This window comes from Anaeromyxobacter oryzae (assembly GCF_023169945.1).
GTDB classification, from domain to species: domain Bacteria; phylum Myxococcota; class Myxococcia; order Myxococcales; family Anaeromyxobacteraceae; genus Anaeromyxobacter; species Anaeromyxobacter oryzae.
Genome location: NZ_AP025591.1, coordinates 2,580,706 through 2,604,828 on the forward strand (window position 1 = coordinate 2,580,706; position 24,123 = coordinate 2,604,828).

Consider the following 24,123-nt stretch of genomic DNA (forward strand, 5'->3'; position numbering starts at 1 on the left):
CCTCGTGAAGGCTGACGTGCGGCCAGGGACGCGTATTCTCCGCGGGCCGCCGAAAGGCGCAGGCCCGGCGCACGGGCGCCCCGTCGGTTAAGGTAGCGCGGATGCGAACGCCGGAGACAGGAGGCGCGGTGGGAGGAACGCCCACCGCGGAGCCCCTCCCCCCCGCGCTCGAGCTCGAGGGAGCCACCGTCGACTACCGGGCGGCGCGCGCCCTCGCCGGCGTGCGGCTCGCGATCCGATCCGGCGAGCGGGTCGCCATCATCGGCCCCTCCGGCGCTGGCAAGTCCACCCTCCTCCGGCTCGCGAACACCTCCCTGTTCCCCACCGCCGGGGTGGCGCGAGTGCTCGGGGAGGACCCCGCGACGCTCGGCGCAGGGCGGCTTCGCGCGCTCCGCGCCCGCGTCGGGACGATCTGGCAGCAGCTCCACCTCGTCGCGCAGGCGAGCGTCCTCGAGAACGTCCGGATGGGCCGGGTCGGCTCGTCGACCCTCGCAGCCCTCGCCCTCGGGGGCGCGAGCGGCGCGGAGCGCGCCCGCGTCGCCGCGGTGCTCGCCCGGGTCGGGCTCGAGCACAAGCTGGACGAGCGGCTCGAGCGGCTCTCCGGCGGCGAGCAGCAGCGCGTCGCGGTCGCGCGCGTGCTGCACCAGTCTCCCGACCTGCTCCTCGCGGACGAGCCGCTCGCCTCGGTGGATCCGGCCCGCGCGGCCGAGGTGCTCCGGCTCCTCGTCTCCGCCGCAGAGGGGCGGACGCTCGTGGTCTCGACGCACCTCCTCGAGCCCGTCCTGCCGTTCTTCCCGCGCGTCGTCGGCCTCCGCGCCGGCGAGGTGCTCTTCGATCTCCCCCGCGAGCGCGTCGGCGCGGCCGACCTCGCCCGCCTGTACCAGCCGCTCGGCGCGACGCCCTCCGGCGAGCGGATCGCGACCACGCCGCTCCCGGCGCTCCGCGGCTCGAGCGGGCCGCCGCTCCGCGTCGCCGCCTCGACCCTCCCCGGCGACCACCTCCTCCCGCGCGTGCTCCCCGCGCTCCGCGCCGCGCACCCCGACGTCTGCGTGCACCTGTCGGTGTCGGACACCGGCGCGGCGCTGGACGCGCTCCTCGGCGGCGACGCCGAGGTCGCGCTCGTCGGCGCGCGCGACCTCCACCCGGATCTCGTGTTCGAGGACGTCCTCGAGGACGAGATCGTGCTCCTCGCCGCACCGGCGCTCGGAGGCCTGGGGCTCGGTGCGGCGCCGCTCCCCGCGTCCGACCTCGCGCGCCTGCCGCGGGTGGACCGCGAGCGCGGCTCCGCCACGCGCCGGATCGTGGAGGCCCAGCTCGCCGAGATGGGCAGCCCGCTCGACCCGGCGGCGCAGGTCGCCGAGGCGGGCAGCCCGGCGGCGCTCCTCGGCGCGATCGCGGCGGGCCTCGGCGTCGGCTTCGCGTCCCGCCTCTCCGCCGCGGCCGACCTCGCCGCCGGCCGGGTGCGAGAGGTCCCCGTCGAGCGGCTGCGGATCCCGCGCCGCGTGTACGCGGCGGTCCGGCGCGATCGCCCGCTGCCCGAAACGGCGCGGGCGCTGCTCGATCTCGTCCGCGCCGAGGCGGCGCGGGCCCGGGGCCCGGCGTGACGGCGCCGCGCCCGTTCTGGCTGCGGGTGCCGTTCCTCGCGGGGGTCCTCGCGCTCCTCGCCGCGTGGCGCGGTGCGGAGGGGAGCCTGTCCGCGCTCGCCGGCCCCGATGCGCGGCGCGCCCTCGCCGACCTCGCCCGGGGGTTCTGGCCGCCCGCCCACTCGCCGGAGCTCCTCGGCCGCCTCGCGCGTCCCCTCGCGGAGACCGTCGCCATCGCGGTCCTCGGCCTCGGCCTCGCCCTCGTCCTCGCCGCGCCGCTCGCGCTGCTCGCGGTGTCGCCCGACGTGCACGCTGCGTGCGGCCGGCGGGCCGGCCCCGCGCGCCGCGCGCTCCACGCCGGCGCGCGCGGTGTCCTCGCGGTGCTCCGGTCGATCCCGGAGGTGGTCTGGGCGCTGCTGTTCGTCCGCGCCGTCGGGATCGGACCGCTCCCGGGCGTGCTCGCCCTCGGCGTCTCCTACGCCGGCGTGCTCGGGAAGGTGTACGCGGAGATCCTCGAGTCGGCACCGCGCCGCCCCGCCGAGGCGCTCGCCGCCTCCGGCGCCCGGCCGGGCGCGGCGCTGGTCCTCGGCGTGCTGCCCGCGGCGCGTCCGCTCCTCGTCTCGTACACGCTGTACCGCTTCGACTGCGCGCTGCGCACGTCCGCGGTGCTCGGGCTCGTCGGCGCGGGCGGCGCGGGGCAGGAGATCGAGCTCGCGCTGAAGATGCTCGCGTACGACGAGGTGGCGACCTGGATCGTCGCGCTGTTCGTCCTGGTGGGCGCGGTGGACCTCGCCTCGGCGGCGATCCGTCGCCGGCTCCGCGCGCAGCGCTCCGTCTTCCCGACCTCGCGCGGCGAGCTCGCGCGGTGGGCGGCCGCGGCGGTCGCGATCGCCGCCGCCGCGGTCGCGTCGGCGCACCTCCTCGACCTCTCGCCGGGCGCGGTCCTCTCGGCGAGCGCCCTCGGCGGGATGGGCGAGTTCGCGCGCCGCCTCTGGCCGCCGGACCTCTCGCCGGGCCTGCTCCGCGGCCTCCTCCCCGCCGCCGGCGAGACGCTCGCGGTGAGCGTGCTCGGCACCGCGCTGGCCGCCGCCGCGGGGCTCGCGATCGGCGCGCTCGCCGCGCCGCGCCTCGCGACGGTCGGCGGCGGCCGTGACCGCGCGCTCACCCGCGGGCTCCGGCGCGCGGTGGCGGTGCTCGCCCGCGCGGTGCTCGCCCTCGGGCGGACGCTCCCCGAGCTGCTCTGGGCGCTGCTCTTCACCTTCGCCGTCGGCCTCGGCCCGTTCGCGGGCGCCCTCGCGCTCGCGGTCCACACCGGCGGGGTCCTCGGCCGGCTCTACGCGGAGGCGCTCGAGGAGGTCCCCGAGGGGCCCGTCCTCGCGCTCCGCGCCGGCGGCGCGACGCCGGCGGCCGCGGCCGCGCTCGGCGTGCTGCCTCAGGCGCTCCCGCAGCTCGTCGCGTACACGCTCTACCGCTTCGAGGTGAACGTGCGGGCGGCCGCGGTCCTCGGCGTCGTCGGCGCGGGCGGCCTCGGGCGCGAGCTGTACCTCGCGCTCTCGTGGTTCCAGTGGAGCCGGGCGTCCGCGCTCGTCCTCGCGGTGCTCGTCCTCGTGCTCCTCGTCGACGGCGCGAGCGGGTGGGTCCGGTCGCGGATCGTCCTCCCGCGCGCCGGTCAGTCCTTCACGAGCCCGGCGCTCCGGGCCGCCGACTCGATCCCCGCGTAGTTCTCGGGACGCGTCTCGACGTAGCGGCTCGCCCGCTGGAGGTCGAGGATCTTCTTCTGCTCCGGGTTCGCCGGGTCGAGGGCGAGGAAGGCCGCCTTGAGCTTCTGCACGAGCTTCGGGTCGAGGTCGCCGCGGACGGTCCAGTTGTAGTCGTAGAAGTCCGGCGTCGTGTAGAAGACCACGACCTTCGCCGGGTCGATCTTCTTCTCGTCGACGAGCTTCTTCCAGACCGACTCGTTGAGCGCGCCGGCGTCCACCTTGCCGCCCTCGACCCACTTCGCCGTCGCGTCGTGCGTGCCGGAGAAGGCGAAGTGCGAGAAGTCCTTCTCCGGGTCGATCCCCGCCTGCAGGAGGTAGTAGCGGGGCATGAGGTGACCGGACGTGGACGACGGCGAGCCGAACGCGAACGTCTTCCCCTTCAGGTCCTCGAGCCTCGAGATCCCGGATCCGGGCCGCGTGATGAACTTGGAGTGGAAGTGGGCGTCCTCGGCGCGCTGGACGATGGGGATGGCGTTGCCCGTCCGGCGCCGCGCCTGCACGAAGGTGAAGCCGCCCAGCCAGGCGAGGTCGACGTGCCCGCCGGCGAGCCCCTCGACGACCGCCGGGTAGTCCGTCACCGGCACGAACTTCACCTCCATCCCGACCTGCTTCGAGAGGTACGCGCCGAGCGGCTCGAACTTGCGGATGAGCTCGTTGGGCGCCTCGTCGGGGATCGCGGTGACGCGCAGCACGGGCTTCGGCTGCGCGCGCGTGGCGGCGGGGACGGCGAGGGCGAGGACCAGCGCGGCGGCGAGGGCGGGGCGGGACATGGCGGCGGATCTCCTCCGGAGCGGGGCGGCGGACGGTACGACTAACCCGCGGTCCCCGCCCGCGTCAGCGACAAATGCGGGCCCGGTCGGGGAACCCGCGGGTAGACTCCCCCGCATGCTCGGCCTCCTCGTCGCCGCGGCCCTCGCCGCCGCGCCCCAGCCGCCCCGGACCCTCCGCGTCGACTACTTCCACACCGGCAACGCCACGGAAGAGCGCTTCGCCCTCGACCGGCTCGTGCTCGAGCCGCTGCCCTTCCCGGGCAACCCGGCGCGCCCCATCGACGAGACGAACCTCGGGAAGTACTTCTTCGAGGTCCGAGACCTCGACACGAACCGCGTCCTCTACTCGCGCGGCTTCTCGTCGATCTACGGGGAGTGGGAGACGACCGACGAGGCGCGGAAGGCGAACCGGACCTTCTCCGAGTCGCTCCGGTTCCCGGCGCCGGAGCGGCCGGTGCAGGTGATCGTGAAGAAGCGCGGGGAGCGGAACGCCTTCAAGGAGATCTGGACGCTCGTCGTCGATCCGGCCGACCGCTTCGTCGACACCGCGCGGCCGCCCTCGCCGGGGCCGGTCATCGAGCTCCTGCGGAGCGGCGACCCCACCGAGAAGCTCGACCTCCTCCTGCTCGGCGACGGCTACACCGAGAAGGACCGGGCGAAGTTCGAGAAGGACGCGCGGCGGCTCGTGGCGGTGCTCTTCGAGCACGAGCCGTTCAAGTCGCGGCGGAGCGACTTCAACGTCTGGGGGCTGTGCCCGCCGTCCGAGGAGCGCGGGGTCTCGCGCCCGCTCACGGGGCAACACCGCCGGAGCCGGATCGGCGCGACGTACGACGCGTTCGGATCCGAGCGGTACGTCCTCACGTTCGAGAACCGCGCCATGCGCGACGTCGCGTCGTTCGCGCCCTACGACGCCCTCGCGATCCTCGTGAACGGCCAGACGTACGGCGGCGGCGGGATCTTCGGCCTCTACGTCACCGTGGCCGCCGACAGCCGGTGGTCCGACTACATCTTCGTGCACGAGCTCGGACACTCCCTCGGCAACCTCGCCGACGAGTACTTCACCTCGGACACGGCGTACCTCGCGACGCAGGACCGGCCCGAGCCGTGGGAGCCGAACGCGACCGCGGATCCGAAGGCGGCGAAGTGGGCGGACCTCGTGACGCCGGGGACGCCGCTCCCGACGCCCTGGCCGAAGGACGTCTTCACGAAGCGCTCGAAGGAGTTCCAGGAGCGCCGCCGGAAGATCCGCGCCGCCAACCGGCCCGAGGCGGAGATGGACGCGCTCTTCCTCGCCGAGCAGAAGGAGGAGACCGCGCTCCTCGGCGCCGCGCGGTACGCGAGCGCGGTCGGCGCGTTCGAGGGGGCGAACTACGAGGCGAACGGCTACTACCGCCCCCAGGTGGACTGCATCATGTTCACCCGGAACCCCGTCCCCTTCTGCGCCGTGTGCCAGCGCGCGCTCTCGCGCGTGATCGACCTCTACTCGGCCCGCTGACCTCCCGCTCCGGGGGCGACCGATCGACGATCGGGTTGCCGGACCCGGGTGTTGCGTTCGTTGGCGCGGCGCGTCATGATTCGAGAGTCAGGCGTCGTCGCGCACCCCGTCGGTGACGGAGGTCGTCATGGTCGACAAGAAGACCGCCAGCTTCATGCGCTCCCTCGCGATGGGCCACATCGAGGAGGAGATCCTCGTCCCCTACCCGGAGCCGAAGGTCGCGGACAAGGAGACGCTGCACGCGATCTTCCAGTCCCTCAAGGGCCTGCTCGGCGGCCGCGAGAAGGACTTCCGCGCCTGGGACCGGGCCGGCGAGATGCCGCCGGGGTTCGTGCAGGAGCTCAAGGAGGCGGGGCTCTTCAGCGTGGTCGTGCCGGAGCGCTTCGGCGGGCTCGGCCTCGGGGCCACCGCCTACTCGCGCGTCGTGCAGGAGCTCGGGAAGTACGACGCGTCCGCCGCCGTCACGGTCGGCGCCCACAGCTCGATCGGCATGCGCGGCCTCCTCCTGTTCGGGACGGAGGAGCAGAAGGCGCGGTGGCTGCCGCGGCTCGCGACCGGCGAGCTGGTCGCCGCGTTCTGCCTCACCGAGCCGGGCGCGGGCTCGGACGCCGCGGGCATCAAGACGACCGCCGTGCGCGACGGCGACGACTGGGTGCTGAACGGCGAGAAGCTCTGGATCACGAACGGCGGCATCGCCGACTTCTTCACCGTCTTCGCGAAGACGTCGCTCGAGGGCCGCGGGCACATCACCGCGTTCGTCGTGACGCGCGACCTGAAGGGCGTCTCCACCGGTCCCCACGAGGACAAGATGGGGATCCGCGCCTCCTCGACGACCACGGTCGTGCTCGAGGACGTGCGGGTGCCCGCCGGCAACGTGCTCGGCGAGGTCGGGAAGGGCTTCAAGGTCGCGATGCGGATCCTGAACGCCGGCCGCACCGGGCTCGGCGGCGGATCGGTGGGCGGGATGAAGCGGCTCATCGAGCTCGCGGCGCGCCAGGCGCGCGAGCGCGTCCAGTTCGGCAAGCCCATCGCGAGCTTCGAGAGCATCCAGCAGAAGATCGGCCAGATGGTCGTCGACTGCTACGCCGCCGAGAGCGTCGTGAACCTCGTCGCGGGGCTCGTGGATCGCGGGTTCGAGGAGACGCAGGTCGAGGCGGCGATCTCGAAGGTCCTCGCCTCGGAGGCGCTCTGGCGCACCGCCGACGAGGCGCTCCAGATCGCGGGCGGCAGCGGGTACATGCGGGAGCTGCCGTACGAGCTCGCGCTGCGCGACAGCCGCATCAACCGGATCTTCGAGGGCACGAACGAGATCCTCCGGCTGTTCATCGCGCTCACCGCCCTGGACGACGTGGGCGCCGAGCTCGCCGAGGTCGCCGAGTCGATGAAGGGCGCCCTCGCGGATCCGATCAAGGGGTTCGGCGTCCTGTCCGACTACGCGAAGCGCCGGGCCGCGCTCGCGACCGGGCTCCGCCGCACCAAGGGGACCTGGACGCTCCTCCACCCGGCGCTCGCGCAGGACGCGGCGCGGTTCGAGAGCGCCACGCGCCACCTCGCCCTCGCCGCCGACAAGGTGGTCCGGCGCCACGGGAAGAACATCGTCGGCCAGCAGCTCGCGACGCGGCGCCTCGCCGACGCGATGATCGACCTCTTCACCCTCGCCGCGATGCTCACCCGCATCTCGGCGCGGATCGAGGACCACGGCGAGGCCGCCGTCGCGGTCGAGCGGGAGATCCTCCGCGCGTTCGCCCGCCAGGCGGAGCGCCGCGTCGAGGCGGGGCTCGCCCAGCTCGACGACAACGAGGACCCGTCGGTCCTCGCCGTCGCGAACCACGTCCTCGAGGTCGGGAAGTACGAGTGGGACAACGTCTAGGGCGCGTGTAGGAACGCGAACACGAGCTTCTTCCAGCCGTCCTCGCCGAGCGCCGCGGGGGCCGGCACCAGCAGCGTCCCGCCGTCCGCGGCGGCGAGACCGAGCTCGGCCTCGAGGAACCGGTCGAGCCGCGCGCGCTCCGCGCGCATCCAGCGCTCCGCCTCGGCGTCGTGCGGCAGCTCCCGCCAGCTCGCGTTCGCGGGCGCGAGGCTGAAGAGCCAGCCCCCGCCGTACGGCTCGGTCTTGACGAGCGACGGCTCGCGGCGGACGCGCGGGTTCACGCGCACGACCATGCCGTCGATGGGCGAGCCGAGCCGCACGGTCCGGCGCCCCGCCCGCAGGATCGCGATGGGATCGCCCCGGTGGACGGTCATGCCGGGCCGCGGCAGCTCGACCGAGCTCACCGACGGGAGGATGCGCTGCGCGAGATCGTCGAGCCCCACCTCGAGCTCGCCCCGCCCGTGGACGGCGAGCCAGGTGTGGTTCGGCGCATGCCACGCGCCGGGCCGCAGCGCCAGGCCGTCCACGCGCGTCATCCCGCGCTCGCGCCGCCGGCGCGCCAGGTGGATCGAGACGCCCACGATCACCGCCGGCACGAGCAGCACCAGCCCGAGCACCAGGAACGCCCCGAACCGCGCGGCGAGGCCCACCACGAAAGCGCCGATGGCCTCGAGGATCTCCATGAAGGTCGTCACGATGTGCCTCCCTCCGCGGTGACCGCGGACCCCTGGGGCCCGCGCTCTTCGAGGGAGAGGAGCGCAAGGCGCGGGCCAGCGGCGGGCCGCCCGAGGAGCCCGCGTTTACCGCAGGTTCGCCCGGTGCGGCACGGCGCCACGTGGCGATCCTCAGCGGCCGCGAGGGGGTCCGACGGAGAAAGCGTCGAGGTTCCGCGGCGGAGCGGCCCCGCCGTGGAGATCGTCAACGACTGGTGAATTCCTCACGTCCGAGCGAACCGCGGGATCGCTCCCCGCGCGGCGGCCTCCTGCGGCCGGAGCGCCGCGAGGAGGAACCCGTGCACCGGGACGGGGACCCCCACCGCCGCGGCGAGCCGCACGACGGCCCCCGCCTGGTCGTCCAGCTCCGACGGCCGGCCCGCGCCGACGTCGCGCTGCATCGAGGCGGTGGCCTCGGGCATGACGGCGTCGATGAACGCGAGCGTGCGCGCCACGGCGTCCGCGGGGATCGCGACGCCCCGCGCCCGGCCGACCGCCGCGAGCTCCTCCATCGCGGCCTCGAGCAGCGCGCGCGTCTCGGGCACGGTCCGCACCACGCCGATGGGCGCACGCGCCACCGCGGAGACCGCGCCCCACGGTCCGATCAGGAGGAACTTCTCCCAGCTCGCCCGCTCGATGTCTCCGGAGATCGTCGCCTCGGCGCCGCCTCGCCCGAGCGCCGCCGCGAGCGCCTCGAGGCGCGGGCTCGGCGGCTTGCCGCGCGCGCCGCGCTCGCCCACGGTGAGCCGCGGCGGACCGCCCACGTGCTTCACCGCGCCGGGCCCGGTGATCCAGGCGAGCACGTTCACGAGCCCGCCCGCGACGCGCTCGTCGCCGAGCGCCGCGGCGAGCCGGCCGGCCGCCTCGACGCCGTTCTGCAGCGGCACGACCACGCCGCCGGGCGCGACGAGCGGCGCGAGCCGCGGGGCGAGCTCCGCGACCTGCCACGCCTTCACCGCCACGAGCACGGCGTCGGCGGGCGCGAGCGTGGCGGGATCGTCGGACGCCGCCGCGACGCGCTGGGTGAACGCGCCGAGAGGCGAGTCCACCGTGATCCCCGCCGCGCGGATCGCGTCGAGCGCGGACCCGCGCGCGACGACGGACACCTCCTCCCCCGCGCGCGCCAGCAGCGCTGCCAGGAGCCCGCCGACGCCACCGGCACCGATCACCGCGATCCGCACGAGGACTCCTTTCGGAGCGGCCGTCGCAGGGCGTGCCCCGCGCCCCGTCCGCGTCCAACTTGGCTTCCGTAATCGGCGCGCCGCGGCCGCACCGAGCCCGCACCGCGCGGGCCGCGACTGCGGAGCGCGCCGCGACCGCCGTTCTACCCCACCCGAAGCACGGCCGGCGAGGCTTGCGCGTGGTCTCCGGTCGACCGAGCTTGCGATGCGGAGGCCGAGTCATGGTCCGACGTCTCCCGCTCCTCACCACGGTCGCCGCGCTCGCAGCAGCGCTCGCGCCGGGCACCGCGGCCGCCGGCCCACCGAGCGACGGCACCATCGAGACCGACGGTGCGCGCATCGAGATCCTCGGCAAGCCCGTGCGGGTCGGCGAGACGGTCGAGCTCCCCGAGGGCTTCATCCGCGTGGAGGAGGCGGGCACGGAGGACGAGCACGTCGGCTCCTTCAGCGTGGTGCCGGCGGCCTCGCTCCGGGCCACCGCGAACGCGCGCGCGGCGCTGCCTCCGGGGACGCCCGCCGTGGCCGCCGCCGCGGAGGGCTACCCGCCCCGCGCGGCCGGCGCGCCCGAGCCGGCGTGCCTCGGCGAGCGGAACGCGTACCTCCGCGAGCTGTGGAAGCAGTCCGGCATCGACGTGAAGGACGTCGACGCGATCATCCAGGGGCTCGAGGGCACCGGGTACGGGCCGGGGACCGGGTTCTACTGGTTCGCGATCGCGACGGATCCCTTCCGGCCGCTGGCGTGGTCGTCGGACCTCCGTGATCGGGCCGACGCGCTCGCCCGGTGCGTGCGCGAGCACGCCGCGACGAGGGTGGCGCCGGTGGCGGCGAGGTAGCGGACCGGCGCGTTCGGGGCGCCGGCACTGCGCGATCCGGATACACCAACAGTCTTGACCCCCATTCGGGGATCGCGCATGGTGCGCTCGCGTCCCCTCCGGGGCGCGGGAGGGGTCCCCGCCATGTCGATGCGTCTCGCGCTGCTCGCCACGCTCGCCTCACTGCCCGTCGCCGTCCGAGCGGTGGACATCGAACGCGGAACCGCCGAGATCACCGGCGACACGTCGGTCGGGTTCTCGAGCTCCACCCAGACCTCGGCCGGAAACGTGGACATCTCCACGACCGCGTGGTCCGCCGGTGCGGGGGTGCTCTTCCATGTCGCGCCCCCCTTCTCGTTGGGGGTTGGTGGCTCGTTCCGCCGGAGCTCGACGGACGTGGCCGGTTCCAGCTCGCATGGGAGCGGCGTCGCGTTCGGTCCGGAGGTGCAGTTCGACATCCCTGCCGGCGAGCAGGTGGGCGTCTTCGCGCGCGGCGGGCTCCAGTGGGCGCACCAGGAGTCCTCTGCGACGGGGGCGTCGTCCTTGTCCGCGAACGGGTGGGCGGCGAACGTCGGCGCGGGCGTGAAGTACTTCCCGGTCCAGGCCGTGTCGCTCGACTTCGCCCTCACCTACAGCATGTTTCGGATCGACGTGGATAACGGGCCCCGTTACGAGCAGTCCGGCTTCGGCGCCGGCGCGGGTATCTCCATCTACGTACGGTGAGGGTCTGCGCCGCGCGGCGGCGGCGCCGACCCCCACTCCGCGCCGCTACACGCCCCACGGCGAAGACAGCCCGCCTGTCGCCTCGAGCCAGTCCGCGATCCGGTCCGCGGCCCGCGCCACGTCGCCGTCGGAGACGTCCAGCTCGAGATGCGGGAGGGCGCTCGCGCGGACGACGCTGCGGTAGAGCTCCTGCTCGCGGATGAACGGCCCGAGGTCGTCGTACTGCCGAGGGTTGCCGGACACCTTCAGGCGCTCGGCGCGGGCGGCCTCGAACGTCTCCGGCCGCCGCCAGCAGAGCACGTGCCGGAACCCGAGCGGCCGGAGGCGGCGCTCGAGCCAGGCGAAGTCCGGCGCCGCCCCCCGGGCCTGCCGCTGGTAGACCTGCGTCGACACGTGGAAGCGATCGACGATCCACGAGTAGTAGCGGTTCAGCTCGAAGAGCCGCGCCCACGTCGCGTACGTCTCGAGCGCGACGGCCTCCTCCTCGGGCGCGTAGTTCACCGGTCCGCGCCCCCAGGGGAAGTCGGTGAACGCGCACCACTCCGCCGAGACGAGCGGCGAGTGGTACCGGTACCGGCGCGGCCCGACGATGCGCGGGTGCTCGTTCAGCGCGAAGGCGAGGTCGGTCTTCTGCGTGAGGCGGGTGCCCTCGAGGATGATCTTGGGCGTGAGCTTCGTCGACATGCGCCGAGGGTAGCGCCGCGCGCGGGCGGGCGCCGCGGGTCGCGGCGCCGCGCCCTGGCCCGACGACGTCACCGCGCCGCGACCGGCGGCGGCAGCGGCTCCGGGACGCGGTTCCGGATCGGCGGGACGCTCCGGAGGTAGGCGAACACGGCGCGGAGGTCCTCGTCCGTCATCTGCCCGATCGCCTGGACCGGCATGGGCGGGAGGAGCGAACGGCCTCGCCCGAGGTGGCGTCCGCTCCGCATCGTGTCGAGGAACTCCCGCTCGGTCCACCGGCCGAGGCCGGTGTCGGCGTCGGGGGTCAGGTTCGCGGTGAACGAGACGCCCCACGGTCCGGCCCAGGCGGTCATGGTGCCGGCGACCGCCGCCACCCACGGGCCGGGCGGCTGCTCCGGCGGGGGCGGGAGCTTCAGCGCCTCGGGGTGGCCGGAGAGGAGGCGCGCCGCGTCCGGCTCGGGGCCGCTCGGCCCCATCCGGACGGGCGTGTGGCAGTCGTTGCAGCCGACCACCGTGACGAGGTACCGGCCGCGGGCCACGTCGCCCCCGCCGGCGTGGACGCGGGCGACGGTGAGGACGGCGGCGGCGACGGCCACGAACGCGAGGATCCACTTCGTGCGCTTCATCGGGTCTTCTCCTTCGATCGGAGCGGCGTCTCTCGCCGCGGGTCTTCACTGCTTCGCTTCGGGTGAGGGGGTGTCCGGGCGGGCGGGGGCGAGATCGAGCCGGACGAAGCCGGCGAGGAGCTCGAGCGCGGCGGCGTCGGGGAGGTGCCTGCCGAGCGGCGGCATCCGGGTCGTCGGGTCCTTCGCGGCGAGGCGACGAAGGAGCACGCTCCCGGCGGGATCGCCCGGAGCGATCCGCAGCGGCACACCCTCCCGGCCGGCGAGGCCGGGAGGCCGGAACCGGCTCGGCACGCCGGACGCGGTCGGGAGCGGCGCCCCGGGCGACGCCGGCGCGGCCACCCGCTGGGCGAGGTCGAGCCCGAGGGTCGTTCCGAGGGGGCCGCGCGCGTCGTGGCACGAGGCGCAGTTCGCGTGCAGGTAGCCGAGCGCGGCGCGGGCCCGGGGCGTCGCGGCGACGATCCGCGGCGGGGTGGTCACGAGCGCGGGCGGAAGTTCCGGACGAGCCCGCGGGCGACCAGCGACCGCAGGTCGACGTCGCCCGGGGCCGGCCGCTCCGCGTGCGGCGCCAGCGGGTCGCGATCCGGGGAGAGCTGCAACGCCGAGAAGCCGAGCACCGGCACCGGCCCGCCCTCGTGGCACGCGCGGCAGTCCGCGACCGCGGGCAGGTCGTGACGCACGCCGGGGACGATCTCGCAAACCCCGCGGACCCCACGCTCCGGCGCGAGCGTCGCCTCGCGACCGTCCTCGCTCCAGGCGTAGGTCGCGTAGAGCCAGCCGGCGGGCGTGCGCTCGAGATAGCGGGTCTCCACCGGACGGCCGCCAAACGCGAATTCCTTCCACACCCGCGTACCGACCGGGAACACCCACGCGTCGGGATCGCGCGCGTCGATCGCGCCGCCGGGCGGGAGCCGGATGAAGCGGCGCTTCGTCGCGCCGTCAGACCAGAGCGGGTACACGGGCGTGTAGCCGAGGACGCCGGGCGCGAGGCTCCGCGCCGGGAGATCGGAGTACAGGCCGGTCTCCGCGAGCGTGGGAGGCGGGGTCGCCGCCGGCGCGGGCGCCTCGCGCGCGGAGCAGGCCGTCGCGAGGAGCGCCGCGGCCTGGAGCATGCGGTTTCGGTGTCGGGGATCGGATCGCATCGCCTCGCCGTCCTTCCTGGACGTGCGAAGGATGCCGACGCCGCGTGCGCGCCGTTCCTAAATGGTCCCTCGTCGGATCCTAAGAAGTGCCTAACGGACGAAAGCGCGCCGCCGGCTGCCGGCGCCGCCGCCCGCGCCGCCGCGGCGCACGCCTCGCCGGGGTCGCGGGCGCGCGGCGACGCCACGAGTAGACTCCCCGCGCACCGCTCCGGAGGTCCTCCATGCGCCGCGCCCGCACCCTCGCCCTCGCCCTCCTCGCCGCGCTCGCGTGCGCGACCCGCCCCGCGCGCCCGCCGCCTCCTCCCGCGGCGAGCGCCGCGCCCGCCGCGGCGCCGGCCGCGAGCGCGCGCGCCGTGCCCGACCGCTGGTGGGACGGCGCGGTCTTCTACGAGGTCTTCGTCCGGAGCTTCGACGACTCCGACGGGAACGGGATGGGCGACTTCGCCGGCCTCACCGCGAAGCTCGACTACCTGAACGATGGCAACCCGGGCACCACCACCGACCTCGGCGTGGACGCCCTCTGGCTCATGCCGATCATGAAGTCGCCGAGCTACCACGGCTACGACGTGACCGACTACGAGCAGGTGAACCCGCAGTACGGCACGGAGGCCGGCTTCGAGCGCTTCGTCCAGGAGGCCCACCGGCGCGGGCTCCGGGTGATCCTCGACCTCGTCCTGAACCACACGTCGGACGCGCACCCGTGGTTCCGCGAGTCGGCGAAGGGGCCGCAGTCGCCGAAGCGCGACTGGTACGTCTGGAGCCCGACCGACCTCGGCTGGACCCAGCCCTGGAACGCGCAGTCCGGCTCGACCTGGCACGAGCGGAACGGCGCCTTCTACTACGGCGTGTTCTGGGGCGGCATGCCGGACCTGAACTACCGGAACCCGGAGGTGCGCGAGGAGGCGAAGCGGATCGCCCGCTTCTGGCTGGCGAAGGGCGTGGACGGGTTCCGGCTCGACGCGATCCGCCACCTCATCGAGACCGGGCCGGGGAAGGGCCAGGCGGGCTCGCCGGAGAACCACGTCTTCCTCCGCGAGTTCGCCGCGGCGGTGAAGGCGGCGAAGCCGGACGCGATGCTCGTCGGCGAGGTCTGGTCGGACGCGGGCGACATCGCCGAGTACTACGGCGACGGCAAGGACGAGCTGGACATGCTCTTCGACTTCCCGCTCGCCACCGCGATCGTCCAGGGCGTGAAGGAGGGCGACCCGGGCCGGATCACGAACGCCCTCGACGACGTGAAGCGGCTCTATCCGCCCGGCGCGGTGGACGCACCGTTCCTCACGAACCACGACCAGATCCGGGTGGCCACGCAGCTCGGGGACGACCCGGCACGCCTGCGGCTCGCGGCGGCGATCCTGCTCACGCTCCCGGGCGCGCCCTTCCTCTGGCAGGGAGAGGAGCTCGGGATGCAGAACGGCCCCGGCAACGAGGACGAGTGGAAGCGGACGCCGATGCCGTGGGACGGCTCGCCGAAGGGCGGGTTCACCACGGGTCAGCCGTGGATGGAGCTCGCGCCGGGGCACGAGCGCGCGAACGTCGCGGCCGAGACCGGCGATCCCGGCTCGCTCCTGTCGCGGTACCGCGCGCTCGTCCGGGCGCGCCACCAGTCGCCGGCGCTGGCGCGCGGCGGGATCGAGGTCCTCGACGCCGGCGCGCCGGGCGTGCTCGCGTACCTCCGCCGCGGCGAGGGCGAGACGGTGCTCGTGGTCCACGGGCTAGGCGACGACCCGGTGGACGTCGCGCTCACGGCGCCGGCCGCCGGCGCGGAGCCGCTGCTCGTCGACGCGGGCGGCGCGATCGCGGCGGAGGGCGGGAAGGTGCGGGTGAAGCTGCCGGCGCGGAGGTCGGCGATCTGGCGCGTCCGATGAACGCCACCCCGACGGCAACGCCCCCGTGCCCGTGCCCGTGCCCGTGAACGTGCCCGGCTTCTCCGTGCCCGTGACCCGCCTCCCGTGGCCCGTGGCCCCTGGCCCGTTCCCGTGATCCGGCGCGACCTCCTTTACGCCCCTCGGCCCCCGTGCTTTCCTCCCGCCCCGTGGGCCGCGTCGAGCTCCTCGTCCTCTTCCTCACCGCGCTGGCCGCGATCGCCGCCGCGTGGTTCATCAAGACGAGCCTGTGGCGCCGGGCGCGGCTCCTCCTCGTGACGGTGGCGATCTTCGGCGGCCTCGCGCTCCTCACCCGCCGGATCGGGCTCGGCGAGCTGCTCGTCCTGGTCGTCGTCGTGCTCGTGCCCTTCTTCGTGCTCCCCGCGCGCCGCCCGCCGGCCGCGGGCGGGAAGCGCTGACGGCACCTCCGCGCCCCGCGTGGTGCGGCCGCGGGCGGCCCACGCGCGAGCGGCGGCGTTATCATCCGGGCGATGCGACGCCCGCGTTCCCTGCCGCTCCGAGCCCTCGTCGTCGCGCTCGTCGCGCTGCTCTCCTCCGCGTGCGGCAACGCGCCGGCCCCGCCGCCCACGCCGGGCCCGACCCGCGCGGCCTCCGCCGCGCCGGACTGGTGGAACGGCGCGGTCGTGTACGAGGTCTTCGTCCGGAGCTTCCGCGACTCCGACGGCGACGGCGCAGGCGACCTCGCCGGGCTCCTCGAGAAGCTCGACTACCTGAACGACGGCGATCCCGCGACCGACTCCGACCTCGGCGTGGACGCGATCTGGCTCATGCCGATCTACCCGTCTCCGTCGACGCACGGCTACGACGTGACGAGCTACGACGCGGTGAACCCGACCTACGGCACGCTCGCCGACCTCGACCGGCTCGTCGCCGCCTGCCACGCGCGCGGGATCAAGGTCGTCCTGGACTGGATCCCGAACCACACCTCCGACGCGCACCCGTGGTTCGTCGACGCCACCTCGTCCCCCGCCGCGGCGCACCGGGACTGGTACGTGTGGCGGTCGCCGAACCCGGGGTGGACGCAGCCGTTCGGGAGCGGCCCGGCGTGGTTCCCGGGCGGCGGCGCCTGGTACTACGCCGCGTTCTGGGAGCACATGCCCGACCTGAACTGGCGGAACCCGGCGGTCGCGGCCGAGCAGTCCGCCGCCGCGATCCGCTGGCTCGGCCACGGCGTGGACGGCTTCCGCCTCGACGCGGTCCGCTATCTCGTGGAGAACGGGCCGGGGCCGGGCCAGGAGGATCAGCCGGAGACGCGCGCGGCGCTGAAGGCGTTCGCGGATGCGGTGCGCGCGGTCCGGCCCGACGCCCTCCTCGTCGGCGAGGCGTGGGCGGACACCGCGACCATCGCCCCGTACCTCGGCACCCCGACCGCGGCGCTTCCCGGCGGCGACGCGCTGCCCCTGCTGTTCGACTTCCCGCTCGCGGATGCGATCGTGAACGGCGTGAGCGCAGGGGACGCTCGCCCGATCGCGACGGCGCTCGACGCGGTGGCGCGCGCCTATCCGGCCGGGACCGGGGACGCGCCCTTCCTCACGAACCACGACCAGGTCCGCGTCGCGACGCGGCTCTCGGCGGATCCCGCGCGGCTCGGCCTCGCCGCGGCGATCCTGCTCACGCTCCAGGGCACGCCGTTCCTCTACTACGGCGAGGAGCTCGGGCTGCTGAACGGGGACTGCGCCGACGACGCCTGCAAGCGGACGCCGATGTCCTGGGACGCGACCGCGACCGGCGGCTTCACCTCCGGGACGCCGTGGTGGCCGCTCGCGCCGCGCGGCCCGACGACGAGCGTCGCCGCCCAGACCGGCGACCCGGGCTCGCTCCTCTCGCGCTACCGCCGCCTGATCCGCGTCCGGAAGGCGTCCGAGGCGCTCCGGCGCGGCGGCACCGAGCGGCTCGCGGCGGCGAGCCCCGGCCTCCTGGCGCTCGTGCGCGCGCTCCCCGGCGAGCGCGTCCTCGTCGTCCACAACCTCGGGATCGACACCGTGCGCGAGCGGCTCGCGGTGACCGCGGGCGCCGCGACGCCGCTCCTCGCGGACCCGGGCGCGGCGATCGCCCCGTCGCCCGAGGGCGCCGAGGTGACGCTGCCCGCGCGGGCGACCGCGATCTGGCGGCTCGAGTGAGGTGAGACGGAGCGGGCGGCCGGATCGCTCCGGCCGCCCGGGTGTTCACGACGCGGCTCCGGCGAATGCCCGAGGCCCGACGCCTACTTCCACTTCGGGCTCTTCATCGCCTCTTCCTTCGTCAGGTACACCTTGCAGTCGGTCGAGACGACCCACGCGTCCTTGGTGTCCTTCAGCAGGAAGAACATGTCCTTGTTGCACTGATCCTTCTTGTCGCCCTTGTGGATGATGTAGTTCACCCGGCCGTTCTCGTACTCCTTGGTCGGGATCGACCAGAAGGCGCCGAAGTCGTCCTTGCCGGTCGGCGGCATCGGCTTGAACCAGGTGACGCCCGGGAGCGGCGCGTCGGTCATCTCCTTCTTCGCGAACTCGTCGCCGGCCTCCTCCTTCTTCTGGAAGCTCTGCCACGTGTGCAGGCCCCAGCCGTCGTAGGAGCCGTCCTGGCGGTGGTAGTGGATCGTGACCTTGTCGCCGGCCGACGCGGCCGGCTTCTCCTCGGCGGGCGCGAGCCCCGGGGCCGCGAGGAAGGCGAGGAGGCCTGACGCGAGCAGCAGCTTCTGCAGGAGCTTCATGACTTACCTCCGAAGGGGAGGCCGGGAGGGAACCCCCTCCCGGCCTCGTGACACGTTGACGGCGCGAGCCTCCGCGCGGCTACCACCAGGTCTCGACCTGCGCACCGAACGTGAGGCCGTTCGTGTCGCAGCCGAACACGCTCGTGCTCGTGCCGGTGGCCTCGCAGGTTCCCTGGCCGACGATGTTCTCGCGCTGCATGGCCTTGTTCCAGTTCGCCCAGGTGGCGAACAGGCGGAGCTCGGGGCGGGTGAAGAACGCGCCGCCCGGGCCCGGCGGCGGCGACAGCGTCGGGGCGACCGTCACCTTGAAGAGGTTCCGCTCGGTCTTGTCCGTCCCGTCCTTCGGCTTCAGGCTCTGGTACCCGAGATCGACCGCGAGGTGGAAGATGTCGCTGAAGTAGTACTGCGGACGAATGCCGACGCCCCACTGCTTCGCGCTGTTGTAGCTACCCGTCCCGCCGTAGCGGTGCGTGAAGTCCGAGTACGTGGCGGCGAGCATGCCGGAGATCTTCGGGTTCGGCTGGAAGACCATCTGCTCGACGAACCGCCACTGCTCCGCGCTGCTCGTGTTGCCGAACTGCGCCTGAGCCATCGGCGCCGCGGAGCCCTTCGCGTACTGGAAGGCGAGCTTGTTGTAGCCGCCGAGGATGGGGGCGAAGTGCTGGACGGTGACCCACGGGCTCACCTCCTGCTCCCCGGACGTCTTCACCGCCTTCTGATCGCTCGTGTAGAAGAGCGAGACGCCGAGGTCGAGGGAGCCGAAGCCGACGGGGATCCCGAGGAGCCGGACGTCGGGGCGCCAGGCGACCCTGCGGTCCTCGGTGGCCCCCGTGCTGGTCAGCGCGCGGGTCTCGAGGACGGCGATGGCGAGCTTGCCGACGCCGAGGTCGATGTTCTCGACGCCGGCGCCCGGGCCCGACACGTCCCAGTAGAAGAAGTCGATGATGTGGACGTCGTTGCGGTAGTAGTACCGCTTGCCCGCCCAGAACCCGATGCCGCCGAGCTGCGGGACCGTCACGCCGACCCAGTTCTGGCGGAGCGCGATGTCGTTCGGGTTCGTGTCGCCCTTCAGGCTCTCGTAGTCCTGCGCCTGGGTCGACACGTACGCGAGCATGCCGACGTAGTTGAACTCGAGGCCGTTCTTGTCCTTGTAGAGGGACTCGCGGAACTCGAGCTCGGCGTAGTTCTCGCACTCGTTGCCGAGGCGGAACTTGTAGCCGTTCGCGGTGAGCGGCGTGCCCGACCCGAAGCAGACCTGGTTCCCACCCGACCCGTTACCGCCAATGCCGGACCGCAAGTACCCGTGCAGCTCGACGGCGGACGTCTCATTCGCCGCGAGGCCCAGGGCCGCGACCGCCATGGCCAGCAGGACGTTTCTCGCTTTCATGATGTTCTCCCCTTCTTCTTCGTTTCCTTCCGACCACGTGTCCCGGCGAGCCACCCGGACCCGCCGTCGTTCGCTCACTGCGCTCTCTCCTCACTTCTTCTTCGGCGGGCTGACGAGCGTCAGCGTCGCCGGCTTCTTGGACGTCCCGTCCGGATTGCACTGGTAGGCGAGCATCTTGTGCTGCGCGTCGATCTCGCCCTTGTCGCCCACCGCCTTCCCGGCGAGCAGGTCCATCACGTGGGGATCGCAGTCCCCGTCGTTCCCGCCGCCGAACCGGTGCTGCCCCTCGTACTCGTTCACCTTCCGCGTCAGCACGTCGTGCTTGTCCGGGAAGCCCTCGTTCGACTGCATGAGCACCTGGTAGCGCCACTTCGTGACGCTGCCGCCGCCCATCGCCTTGAGGTCCACCGTGCCGTGGATCGTCCGGCCCTCGGCGGTGGTGTCCTCCGGCACGACGAGCGCTGGGAGCAGGTCCGCCGCCTTGTCGCGGAACTCGGCCTTCACGCGGCCCGCCGGCTGCGGCGAGAGCACGACGACGCGGTCCCAGCCGTTGCCCTTGGCGAACTGGACGTTCGTGCCCGGGACGCCCTTCGTGATGGCGCCCTTCCCGGTGTTCACGTGGATGAAGATCATCTGCACCGAGAAGTTCGCCGGGTCCGGCATCGCCCACGGGTTCTCGATGTCGGAGTTCACGCTGACGGCGAAGGTGACCTTGTCGCCCTTCTGCGTGATCTTCACGCCGGTGATGTCGAACGACCCCGGCTTGTAGACCGGGTCCGTCGGGTAGGTGTACGTGCCCGGCCCGTTGTCGTCGCCGGTCGGATCCTTGAAGTCGACCTCCTGGGCGAACGCGGTGGCGGCGAGGGCGCACGCCGCGACCGCCAGGGCCGCGCTGCGCAGGATGTGCTTCACCATGGTGCAGCCTCCTTTTCTCGGGCCGGCGCGCCGCGGCGTCGTCAGCCCTTCACGCTGCCGGCCGTGAGGCCGGAGACCAGGTACTTCTGCAGGTAGAGGAAGAGGAAGACGACGGGGATGGACACGATGATCGACCCCGCCGCGAAGTAGCCCCACTGCTGCGAGAAGCCGCCGACGAAGAAGCGCAGCCCGACCGGCGCCGTGTACATCTCCTCCTTGTCCATGAAGGTCGCGGCGAGGATGAACTCGTTCCACGCGGTCATGAACGAGAAGAGCGCGGTGATGGCGATCGCCGGCTTCGCGAGCGGCAGGACCACGCTCCAGAAGATCCGCGCGGCCCCCGCCCCCTCGATGATGGCCGCCTCCTCGAGCTCCTTCGGGATGGTGTCGAAGTAGCCCTTCAGCATCCACACGCAGAACGGGATCGCGGTCGTCGCGTAGATGAGCACGAGCCCGATGCGCGAGCTGCCGAGCCCGAGCCACTGGACGATGATGATGTAGAGGGGGATGAGCATCAGCGTGCCCGGGAACATCTGGGACACGAGGAAGGACATCATCCCGGTGCGGCGGCCCGGGAACTTGAACCGGGAGAAGGCGTACGCGGCGGTGCAGGCGAGGAAGACGCCGACGAGCGTCGTCGCCGCGGAGATCACGGCGCTGTTCCAGATCCAGCGCGCGAAGGGCTGATCCGCCAGGACCGACTGGAAGTTCGAGAGGGACACGTGCTCCGGCCAGGGCAGGATCGCCCGCAGCCGATCGAGCTTCGTCGGCTGCGCCGGGAGGTCCGCGATGGCGAGGCTCTGGGTGCCCGAGAACGCGATCGTGAAGACCCAGAGGATCGGGTAGATGGTGCCGAGGACCGAGAGGACGAGCAGGACGTGGAGCGGGCCGTGCGGCACCTCCTCGCTCCGGCGGCTCCGCCCGGCCGCGGTCTCGCGCCGCACGTCCATCAGATGCCCTCCGTCGCCCGCGTGACGCGGTTCTGGAAGACGCCGTAGACGAGCAGCAGCGCGAAGATGATCGTCGAGTACGCCGCGGCGTACCCGTAGCGGTACTGCTCGAACGCGTACTTGTACGCCTGGGTGATGAGGATCTCGGTCGCCCGGCCCGGCTCCCCCGCGGTGACGAGGAAGATGATGTTGAACATGTTGAAGGTCCAGACGACGGAGAGGATCACGGCGGGGACCAGCGCGGGCTTGAGCGAGGGGAGCGTGATCGAGACGAACCGCTGCCACCGCGTCGCGCCGTCCACCCGCGCGGCCTCGTAGATGTCCGCCGGGATCGACTGCAGGGCGCCGAGGGCGACCATCATCATGAACGGGAAGGAGAGCCAGGCGTTCGTCGTGAGCGCGGTCAGATAGCTCGTGAACGGTGAGTCGAACCACGAGATCGGCTCGAGCCCCACGATGGCCATCGCCTGGTTCACCACCCCGAACTGGCGGTGGAACATGCCCTTCCAGATGAGCGCGGTGATGTAGTTCGGCGTCGCCCAGGGGAGGATCAGGAGCACCCGGTAGATCGGCCGGAGGGCGAGCCCCTTCGTGTTCAGGACGAGGGCGAGGACGAGGCCGCTCGTCACGCCGATGGCGACGTTCGTGACCGTCCAGGCGATCGTGAAGAAGAGCGTCCAGTAGAAGCTCAGGTAGTTGAAGACGAGCGACCCGTCCGCGGCGCGGCGCACCACGTGGACGTCGCTCACGATCGCCAGGTAGTTCCGGAGCCCGATCCAGATGTCCGGCAGCGGCTGGTTCGTGTTGTAGATGTTCGAGTCGGTGAACGAGAGCGCGACGCCGTAGAGGAAGGGGAAGAAGACCAGGACGACCATGCCGAGCATCGCCGGCACGATGTAGAGGTACGCGGCGCGGTTCCTGGCGAGCGAGGCCCACACCCGGCCCGCGGCGCCGAGGACGCCGAACAAGAGCACCGCGAGCCCGAGCGCCGCCGCCGGCAGCAGGGCCCGTGCCGCGCCGGCGCCCGCACCGGCGAGGCGCGCCCCCCACACGGCGTAGCCGGCGACCCCGGCGGCGTAGAGCAGGAGCGCCGCGGCCACGAGCGGTCCGCGCCGCGACGTGGCCCGGCCGATCGCCCAGAACGCCGCGAGCGGCAGCGCGAGCGCGAGCAGCGCCGCGAGCAGGCCCGGCGGCGCCGGGGGCGGCGTCGGCGGCCGCTCCACCTCCACCGCGGCGAGGATGGCGCCCTCGCGCTCGACCGGGGCGGCGAGGGAGAAGCCGCCGTCGTCCCGGAGCACGACCTCGACGACGGGCTCCTTCGAGCCCGCCGCCCGCCGCTCCGCCGTGAGCCCGCGGACCCGGACCGCGCGATCGAAGAACGGCTTCTCCTCGTGCCCGAGCCGGCGCGGCGCGGCGCGAGCGCCGGTGTCACCCGGATCGGTCGAGGCCTCGAGGCGGGCGCCCGAGAGCACCACCACCCTCGCCACGGTCCCTCGCGGCTGCTGCCGCTGCCACGCGGCCACCGCCGCCCGCGCGCCCTCGCCCTCTCCGCCCGCCTTCTCCACGTCGGAGGCGAGCGTCCCGAGCGCCCGGACCGCCTCCGCCCGCGACCGGACCTCGTGCCCCGCCTCCGACGCGCCGCGGAACCACGCCCACGAGAGCACGATCGCCACCACCAGACCGGCAGCGAGGCCCCCGAGGAACCGGGCGCGGTGCGAGGGGTCGGCCATCACTTACCCTTGCGGAGGGTCGCCACGTCCTTCGCGACCTGCGCCTGCGCCTTCGCGAGCGCGTCCTTCGGCGTGGCCGACCCGCGGATGAGCGTGTTCAGCGCGGTCGTCGCCGGCGACCAGACCATCGTCATCTCCGGGACGTTCGGCATCGGGACCGCCGCCTCGACCTGCTTGCGGAACCCTTCGAGGAGGACGTCCGAGGAGACCTTCGCGTCCTCGTAGACCTGCTTGTTCGCCGGGCTCTGCCGGCCCTCGAGCGCGAGGGTCCGGGCCGAACCCACGTCGGTCACGTACTTCACGAAGTCGAACGCGGCCTCCTTGTTCTTCGAGGGCGCCGCGACGTACACGCCCTCCACCGTCATCCACGGCTTCATCGGCTTCCCACCCGCCTCGGTGATCGTCGGGAGCGGCGCGAGCCCCACGTCGATGCCCGGCTTCACCTCGCCGAGGAACCACGGGCCGGAGAAGACCATCGCCGCCTTCCCCTCGTTGAAGAGCGAGGTGATGAGGGCGGAGGACGGCTCGGCGGGCAGGAACCCGTCCTGCTTCACCCACTTCATGAGCAGCTCGAACGCCTTCACGTTCTCCGGGGCGTCCAGCGTCGGCGCGCCCTTCGCGTCGAACACGCCGCCGCCGAGGCCGTTGAAGAGGGCCGAGTCGTAGTAGAAGTCGTTGTACGGGTAGGCGAGGCCGAAGCGGCCCGCGGCGCGGTTCGTGAGCTTCTTCCCGAGCGCGACGAGCTCGTCCGTCGTCTTCGGCGGCTGCGTGACGAGCTTCTTGTTGTAGATGAGCGTCACGACCTTGTAGTTGAGCGGCAGGCCCCAGAGGCTCCCGCGGTACGTGAGCGCCTCGACCGTCGTCGGGATGAACCGGCCCTTGAGGGCGTCGTCGACGTAGAAGTCGATCGGCTCGACCGTGTTGCCCGCCTCGATCCAGCCGCCGAGCCGATCCTGGGCGTAGATGAAGACGTCCGGCCCCTTCCCGCGCGGCACCGCGGCGGTGATCTTGTCCGCGAACGCGTCGTACGGGACCGCGAGCGTCGTCACCTTGTTCTGCGCCCCGGGCCGCGCGTTGTACGCGGCGACCACCTTCTCGAACGCGGTCTTCTCGGCGCCCCGGTACGCGTGCCAGACCACGAGCTCGGCGGCGAGCGACCGCGCCGGAAGGACGGCGGCGGCGAGCAGGATGGCGAGCAGCTTCGTCATGA

22 protein-coding genes are annotated in these 24,123 nt (G+C 73.4%); 9 read left to right on the top strand and 13 right to left on the bottom strand.

Annotation, left to right across the window (positions count from 1 at the left end; genetic code table 11):
- The first annotated feature begins 128 nt into the window (after nt 1-128).
- Together AMOR_RS11190 and phnE are read left to right on the top strand one after the other, a co-directional pair.
- Nucleotides 129-1,604, top strand: coding sequence for a LysR substrate-binding domain-containing protein (locus AMOR_RS11190; protein WP_248361037.1), 1,476 nt, complete (start codon nt 129-131; stop codon nt 1,602-1,604).
- Nucleotides 1,601-3,304, top strand: coding sequence for a phosphonate ABC transporter, permease protein PhnE (gene phnE / locus AMOR_RS11195; RefSeq protein ID WP_248361039.1), 1,704 nt, complete (start codon nt 1,601-1,603; stop codon nt 3,302-3,304). The genes AMOR_RS11190 and phnE overlap by 4 nt, the downstream gene beginning before the upstream one ends.
- Here phnE and AMOR_RS11200 read toward each other — a convergent pair.
- Nucleotides 3,253-4,113: a putative selenate ABC transporter substrate-binding protein gene (locus AMOR_RS11200; RefSeq protein ID WP_248361041.1), complete on the bottom strand. Its 861-nt coding sequence runs from the start codon at nt 4,111-4,113 to the stop codon at nt 3,253-3,255. The genes phnE and AMOR_RS11200 overlap by 52 nt on opposite strands.
- Nucleotides 4,114-4,228: 115 nt before the next feature.
- Here AMOR_RS11200 and AMOR_RS11205 point away from each other — a divergent pair, with 115 nt between their 5' ends.
- Together AMOR_RS11205 and AMOR_RS11210 are read left to right on the top strand one after the other, a co-directional pair.
- Nucleotides 4,229-5,608 (top strand): IgA Peptidase M64, encoded by a 1,380-nt coding sequence (locus tag AMOR_RS11205; RefSeq protein WP_248361043.1) that lies wholly within the window; start codon nt 4,229-4,231, stop codon nt 5,606-5,608.
- 127 nt (nt 5,609-5,735) lie between these two features.
- A complete protein-coding gene (locus AMOR_RS11210; protein ID WP_248361045.1) occupies nt 5,736-7,478 on the top strand; it encodes an acyl-CoA dehydrogenase family protein in 1,743 nt (580 codons plus the stop codon).
- On the opposite strand, the gene AMOR_RS11215 is transcribed toward AMOR_RS11210, so the two are convergent.
- Nucleotides 7,475-8,173, bottom strand: coding sequence for a glycine cleavage system protein H (locus AMOR_RS11215; protein ID WP_248361047.1), 699 nt, complete (start codon nt 8,171-8,173; stop codon nt 7,475-7,477). The genes AMOR_RS11210 and AMOR_RS11215 overlap by 4 nt on opposite strands.
- A 242-nt stretch (nt 8,174-8,415) precedes the next feature.
- Nucleotides 8,416-9,372, bottom strand: coding sequence for a 2-dehydropantoate 2-reductase (locus AMOR_RS11220; RefSeq protein ID WP_248361049.1), 957 nt, complete (start codon nt 9,370-9,372; stop codon nt 8,416-8,418).
- A 221-nt stretch (nt 9,373-9,593) separates the two neighbouring features.
- Between AMOR_RS11220 and AMOR_RS11225 the strand changes: the two genes are divergently transcribed.
- Together AMOR_RS11225 and AMOR_RS11230 are read left to right on the top strand one after the other, a co-directional pair.
- The gene (locus AMOR_RS11225) at nt 9,594-10,205 is read left to right on the top strand and encodes a hypothetical protein (RefSeq protein WP_248361051.1); all 612 of its coding nucleotides are present in this window, start codon (nt 9,594-9,596) and stop codon (nt 10,203-10,205) included.
- A 123-nt stretch (nt 10,206-10,328) separates the two neighbouring features.
- Nucleotides 10,329-10,907, top strand: a complete 579-nt coding sequence (locus tag AMOR_RS11230; protein WP_248361053.1) for an outer membrane beta-barrel protein — start codon at nt 10,329-10,331, stop codon at nt 10,905-10,907.
- Between the two features lie 45 nt (nt 10,908-10,952).
- Here AMOR_RS11230 and AMOR_RS11235 read toward each other — a convergent pair whose 3' ends face one another.
- The 4 genes from AMOR_RS11235 to AMOR_RS11250 all read right to left on the bottom strand — a co-directional run bounded on the left by AMOR_RS11235 (nt 10,953) and on the right by AMOR_RS11250 (nt 13,323).
- Complete coding sequence (locus AMOR_RS11235) at nt 10,953-11,591, bottom strand: hypothetical protein (protein WP_248361055.1); 639 nt, start codon at nt 11,589-11,591, stop codon at nt 10,953-10,955.
- A gap of 68 nt (nt 11,592-11,659) precedes the next feature.
- Nucleotides 11,660-12,214, bottom strand: a complete 555-nt coding sequence (locus AMOR_RS11240) for a diheme cytochrome c-553 (protein ID WP_248361057.1) — start codon at nt 12,212-12,214, stop codon at nt 11,660-11,662.
- Nucleotides 12,215-12,259: 45 nt separating this feature from the next.
- Nucleotides 12,260-12,691 (bottom strand): hypothetical protein, encoded by a 432-nt coding sequence (locus tag AMOR_RS11245; protein WP_248361059.1) that lies wholly within the window; start codon nt 12,689-12,691, stop codon nt 12,260-12,262.
- A complete protein-coding gene (locus AMOR_RS11250; protein ID WP_248361061.1) occupies nt 12,688-13,323 on the bottom strand; it encodes a hypothetical protein in 636 nt (211 codons plus the stop codon). Before AMOR_RS11250 ends, AMOR_RS11245 begins: the two co-directional genes overlap by 4 nt.
- 251 nt (nt 13,324-13,574) lie before the next feature.
- Here AMOR_RS11250 and AMOR_RS11255 point away from each other — a divergent pair, with 251 nt between their 5' ends.
- From AMOR_RS11255 to AMOR_RS11265, 3 genes are all read left to right on the top strand, one after another.
- The gene (locus AMOR_RS11255; RefSeq protein WP_248361063.1) at nt 13,575-15,221 is read left to right on the top strand and encodes an alpha-amylase family glycosyl hydrolase; all 1,647 of its coding nucleotides are present in this window, start codon (nt 13,575-13,577) and stop codon (nt 15,219-15,221) included.
- A gap of 167 nt (nt 15,222-15,388) precedes the next feature.
- Nucleotides 15,389-15,637, top strand: a complete 249-nt coding sequence (locus tag AMOR_RS11260) for a hypothetical protein (RefSeq protein WP_248361065.1) — start codon at nt 15,389-15,391, stop codon at nt 15,635-15,637.
- Between the two features lie 72 nt (nt 15,638-15,709).
- Nucleotides 15,710-17,359, top strand: coding sequence for an alpha-amylase family glycosyl hydrolase (locus AMOR_RS11265; RefSeq protein WP_248361067.1), 1,650 nt, complete (start codon nt 15,710-15,712; stop codon nt 17,357-17,359).
- 83 nt (nt 17,360-17,442) lie between these two features.
- Here AMOR_RS11265 and AMOR_RS11270 read toward each other — a convergent pair whose 3' ends face one another.
- The 6 genes from AMOR_RS11270 to AMOR_RS11295 all read right to left on the bottom strand — a co-directional run bounded on the left by AMOR_RS11270 (nt 17,443) and on the right by AMOR_RS11295 (nt 24,121).
- Nucleotides 17,443-17,931 (bottom strand): pullulanase-associated domain-containing protein, encoded by a 489-nt coding sequence (locus AMOR_RS11270; RefSeq protein ID WP_248361069.1) that lies wholly within the window; start codon nt 17,929-17,931, stop codon nt 17,443-17,445.
- Nucleotides 17,932-18,010: 79 nt separating this feature from the next.
- Entirely contained in the window at nt 18,011-19,318 is a 1,308-nt protein-coding gene (locus AMOR_RS11275; protein WP_248361071.1) for a maltoporin, read from the bottom strand.
- Nucleotides 19,319-19,408: 90 nt separating this feature from the next.
- Nucleotides 19,409-20,233, bottom strand: coding sequence for a glucodextranase DOMON-like domain-containing protein (locus AMOR_RS11280; RefSeq protein ID WP_248361073.1), 825 nt, complete (start codon nt 20,231-20,233; stop codon nt 19,409-19,411).
- A 41-nt stretch (nt 20,234-20,274) separates the two neighbouring features.
- Nucleotides 20,275-21,183, bottom strand: coding sequence for a sugar ABC transporter permease (locus AMOR_RS11285; RefSeq protein WP_248361075.1), 909 nt, complete (start codon nt 21,181-21,183; stop codon nt 20,275-20,277).
- On the bottom strand, nt 21,183-22,913 hold the full coding sequence (locus AMOR_RS11290) for a carbohydrate ABC transporter permease (RefSeq protein ID WP_248361077.1): 1,731 nt from the start codon (nt 22,911-22,913) through the stop codon (nt 21,183-21,185). Before AMOR_RS11290 ends, AMOR_RS11285 begins: the two co-directional genes overlap by 1 nt.
- The gene (locus AMOR_RS11295; RefSeq protein WP_248361080.1) at nt 22,913-24,121 is read right to left on the bottom strand and encodes an extracellular solute-binding protein; all 1,209 of its coding nucleotides are present in this window, start codon (nt 24,119-24,121) and stop codon (nt 22,913-22,915) included. Before AMOR_RS11295 ends, AMOR_RS11290 begins: the two co-directional genes overlap by 1 nt.
- Between the last annotated feature and the right edge of the window lie 2 nt (nt 24,122-24,123).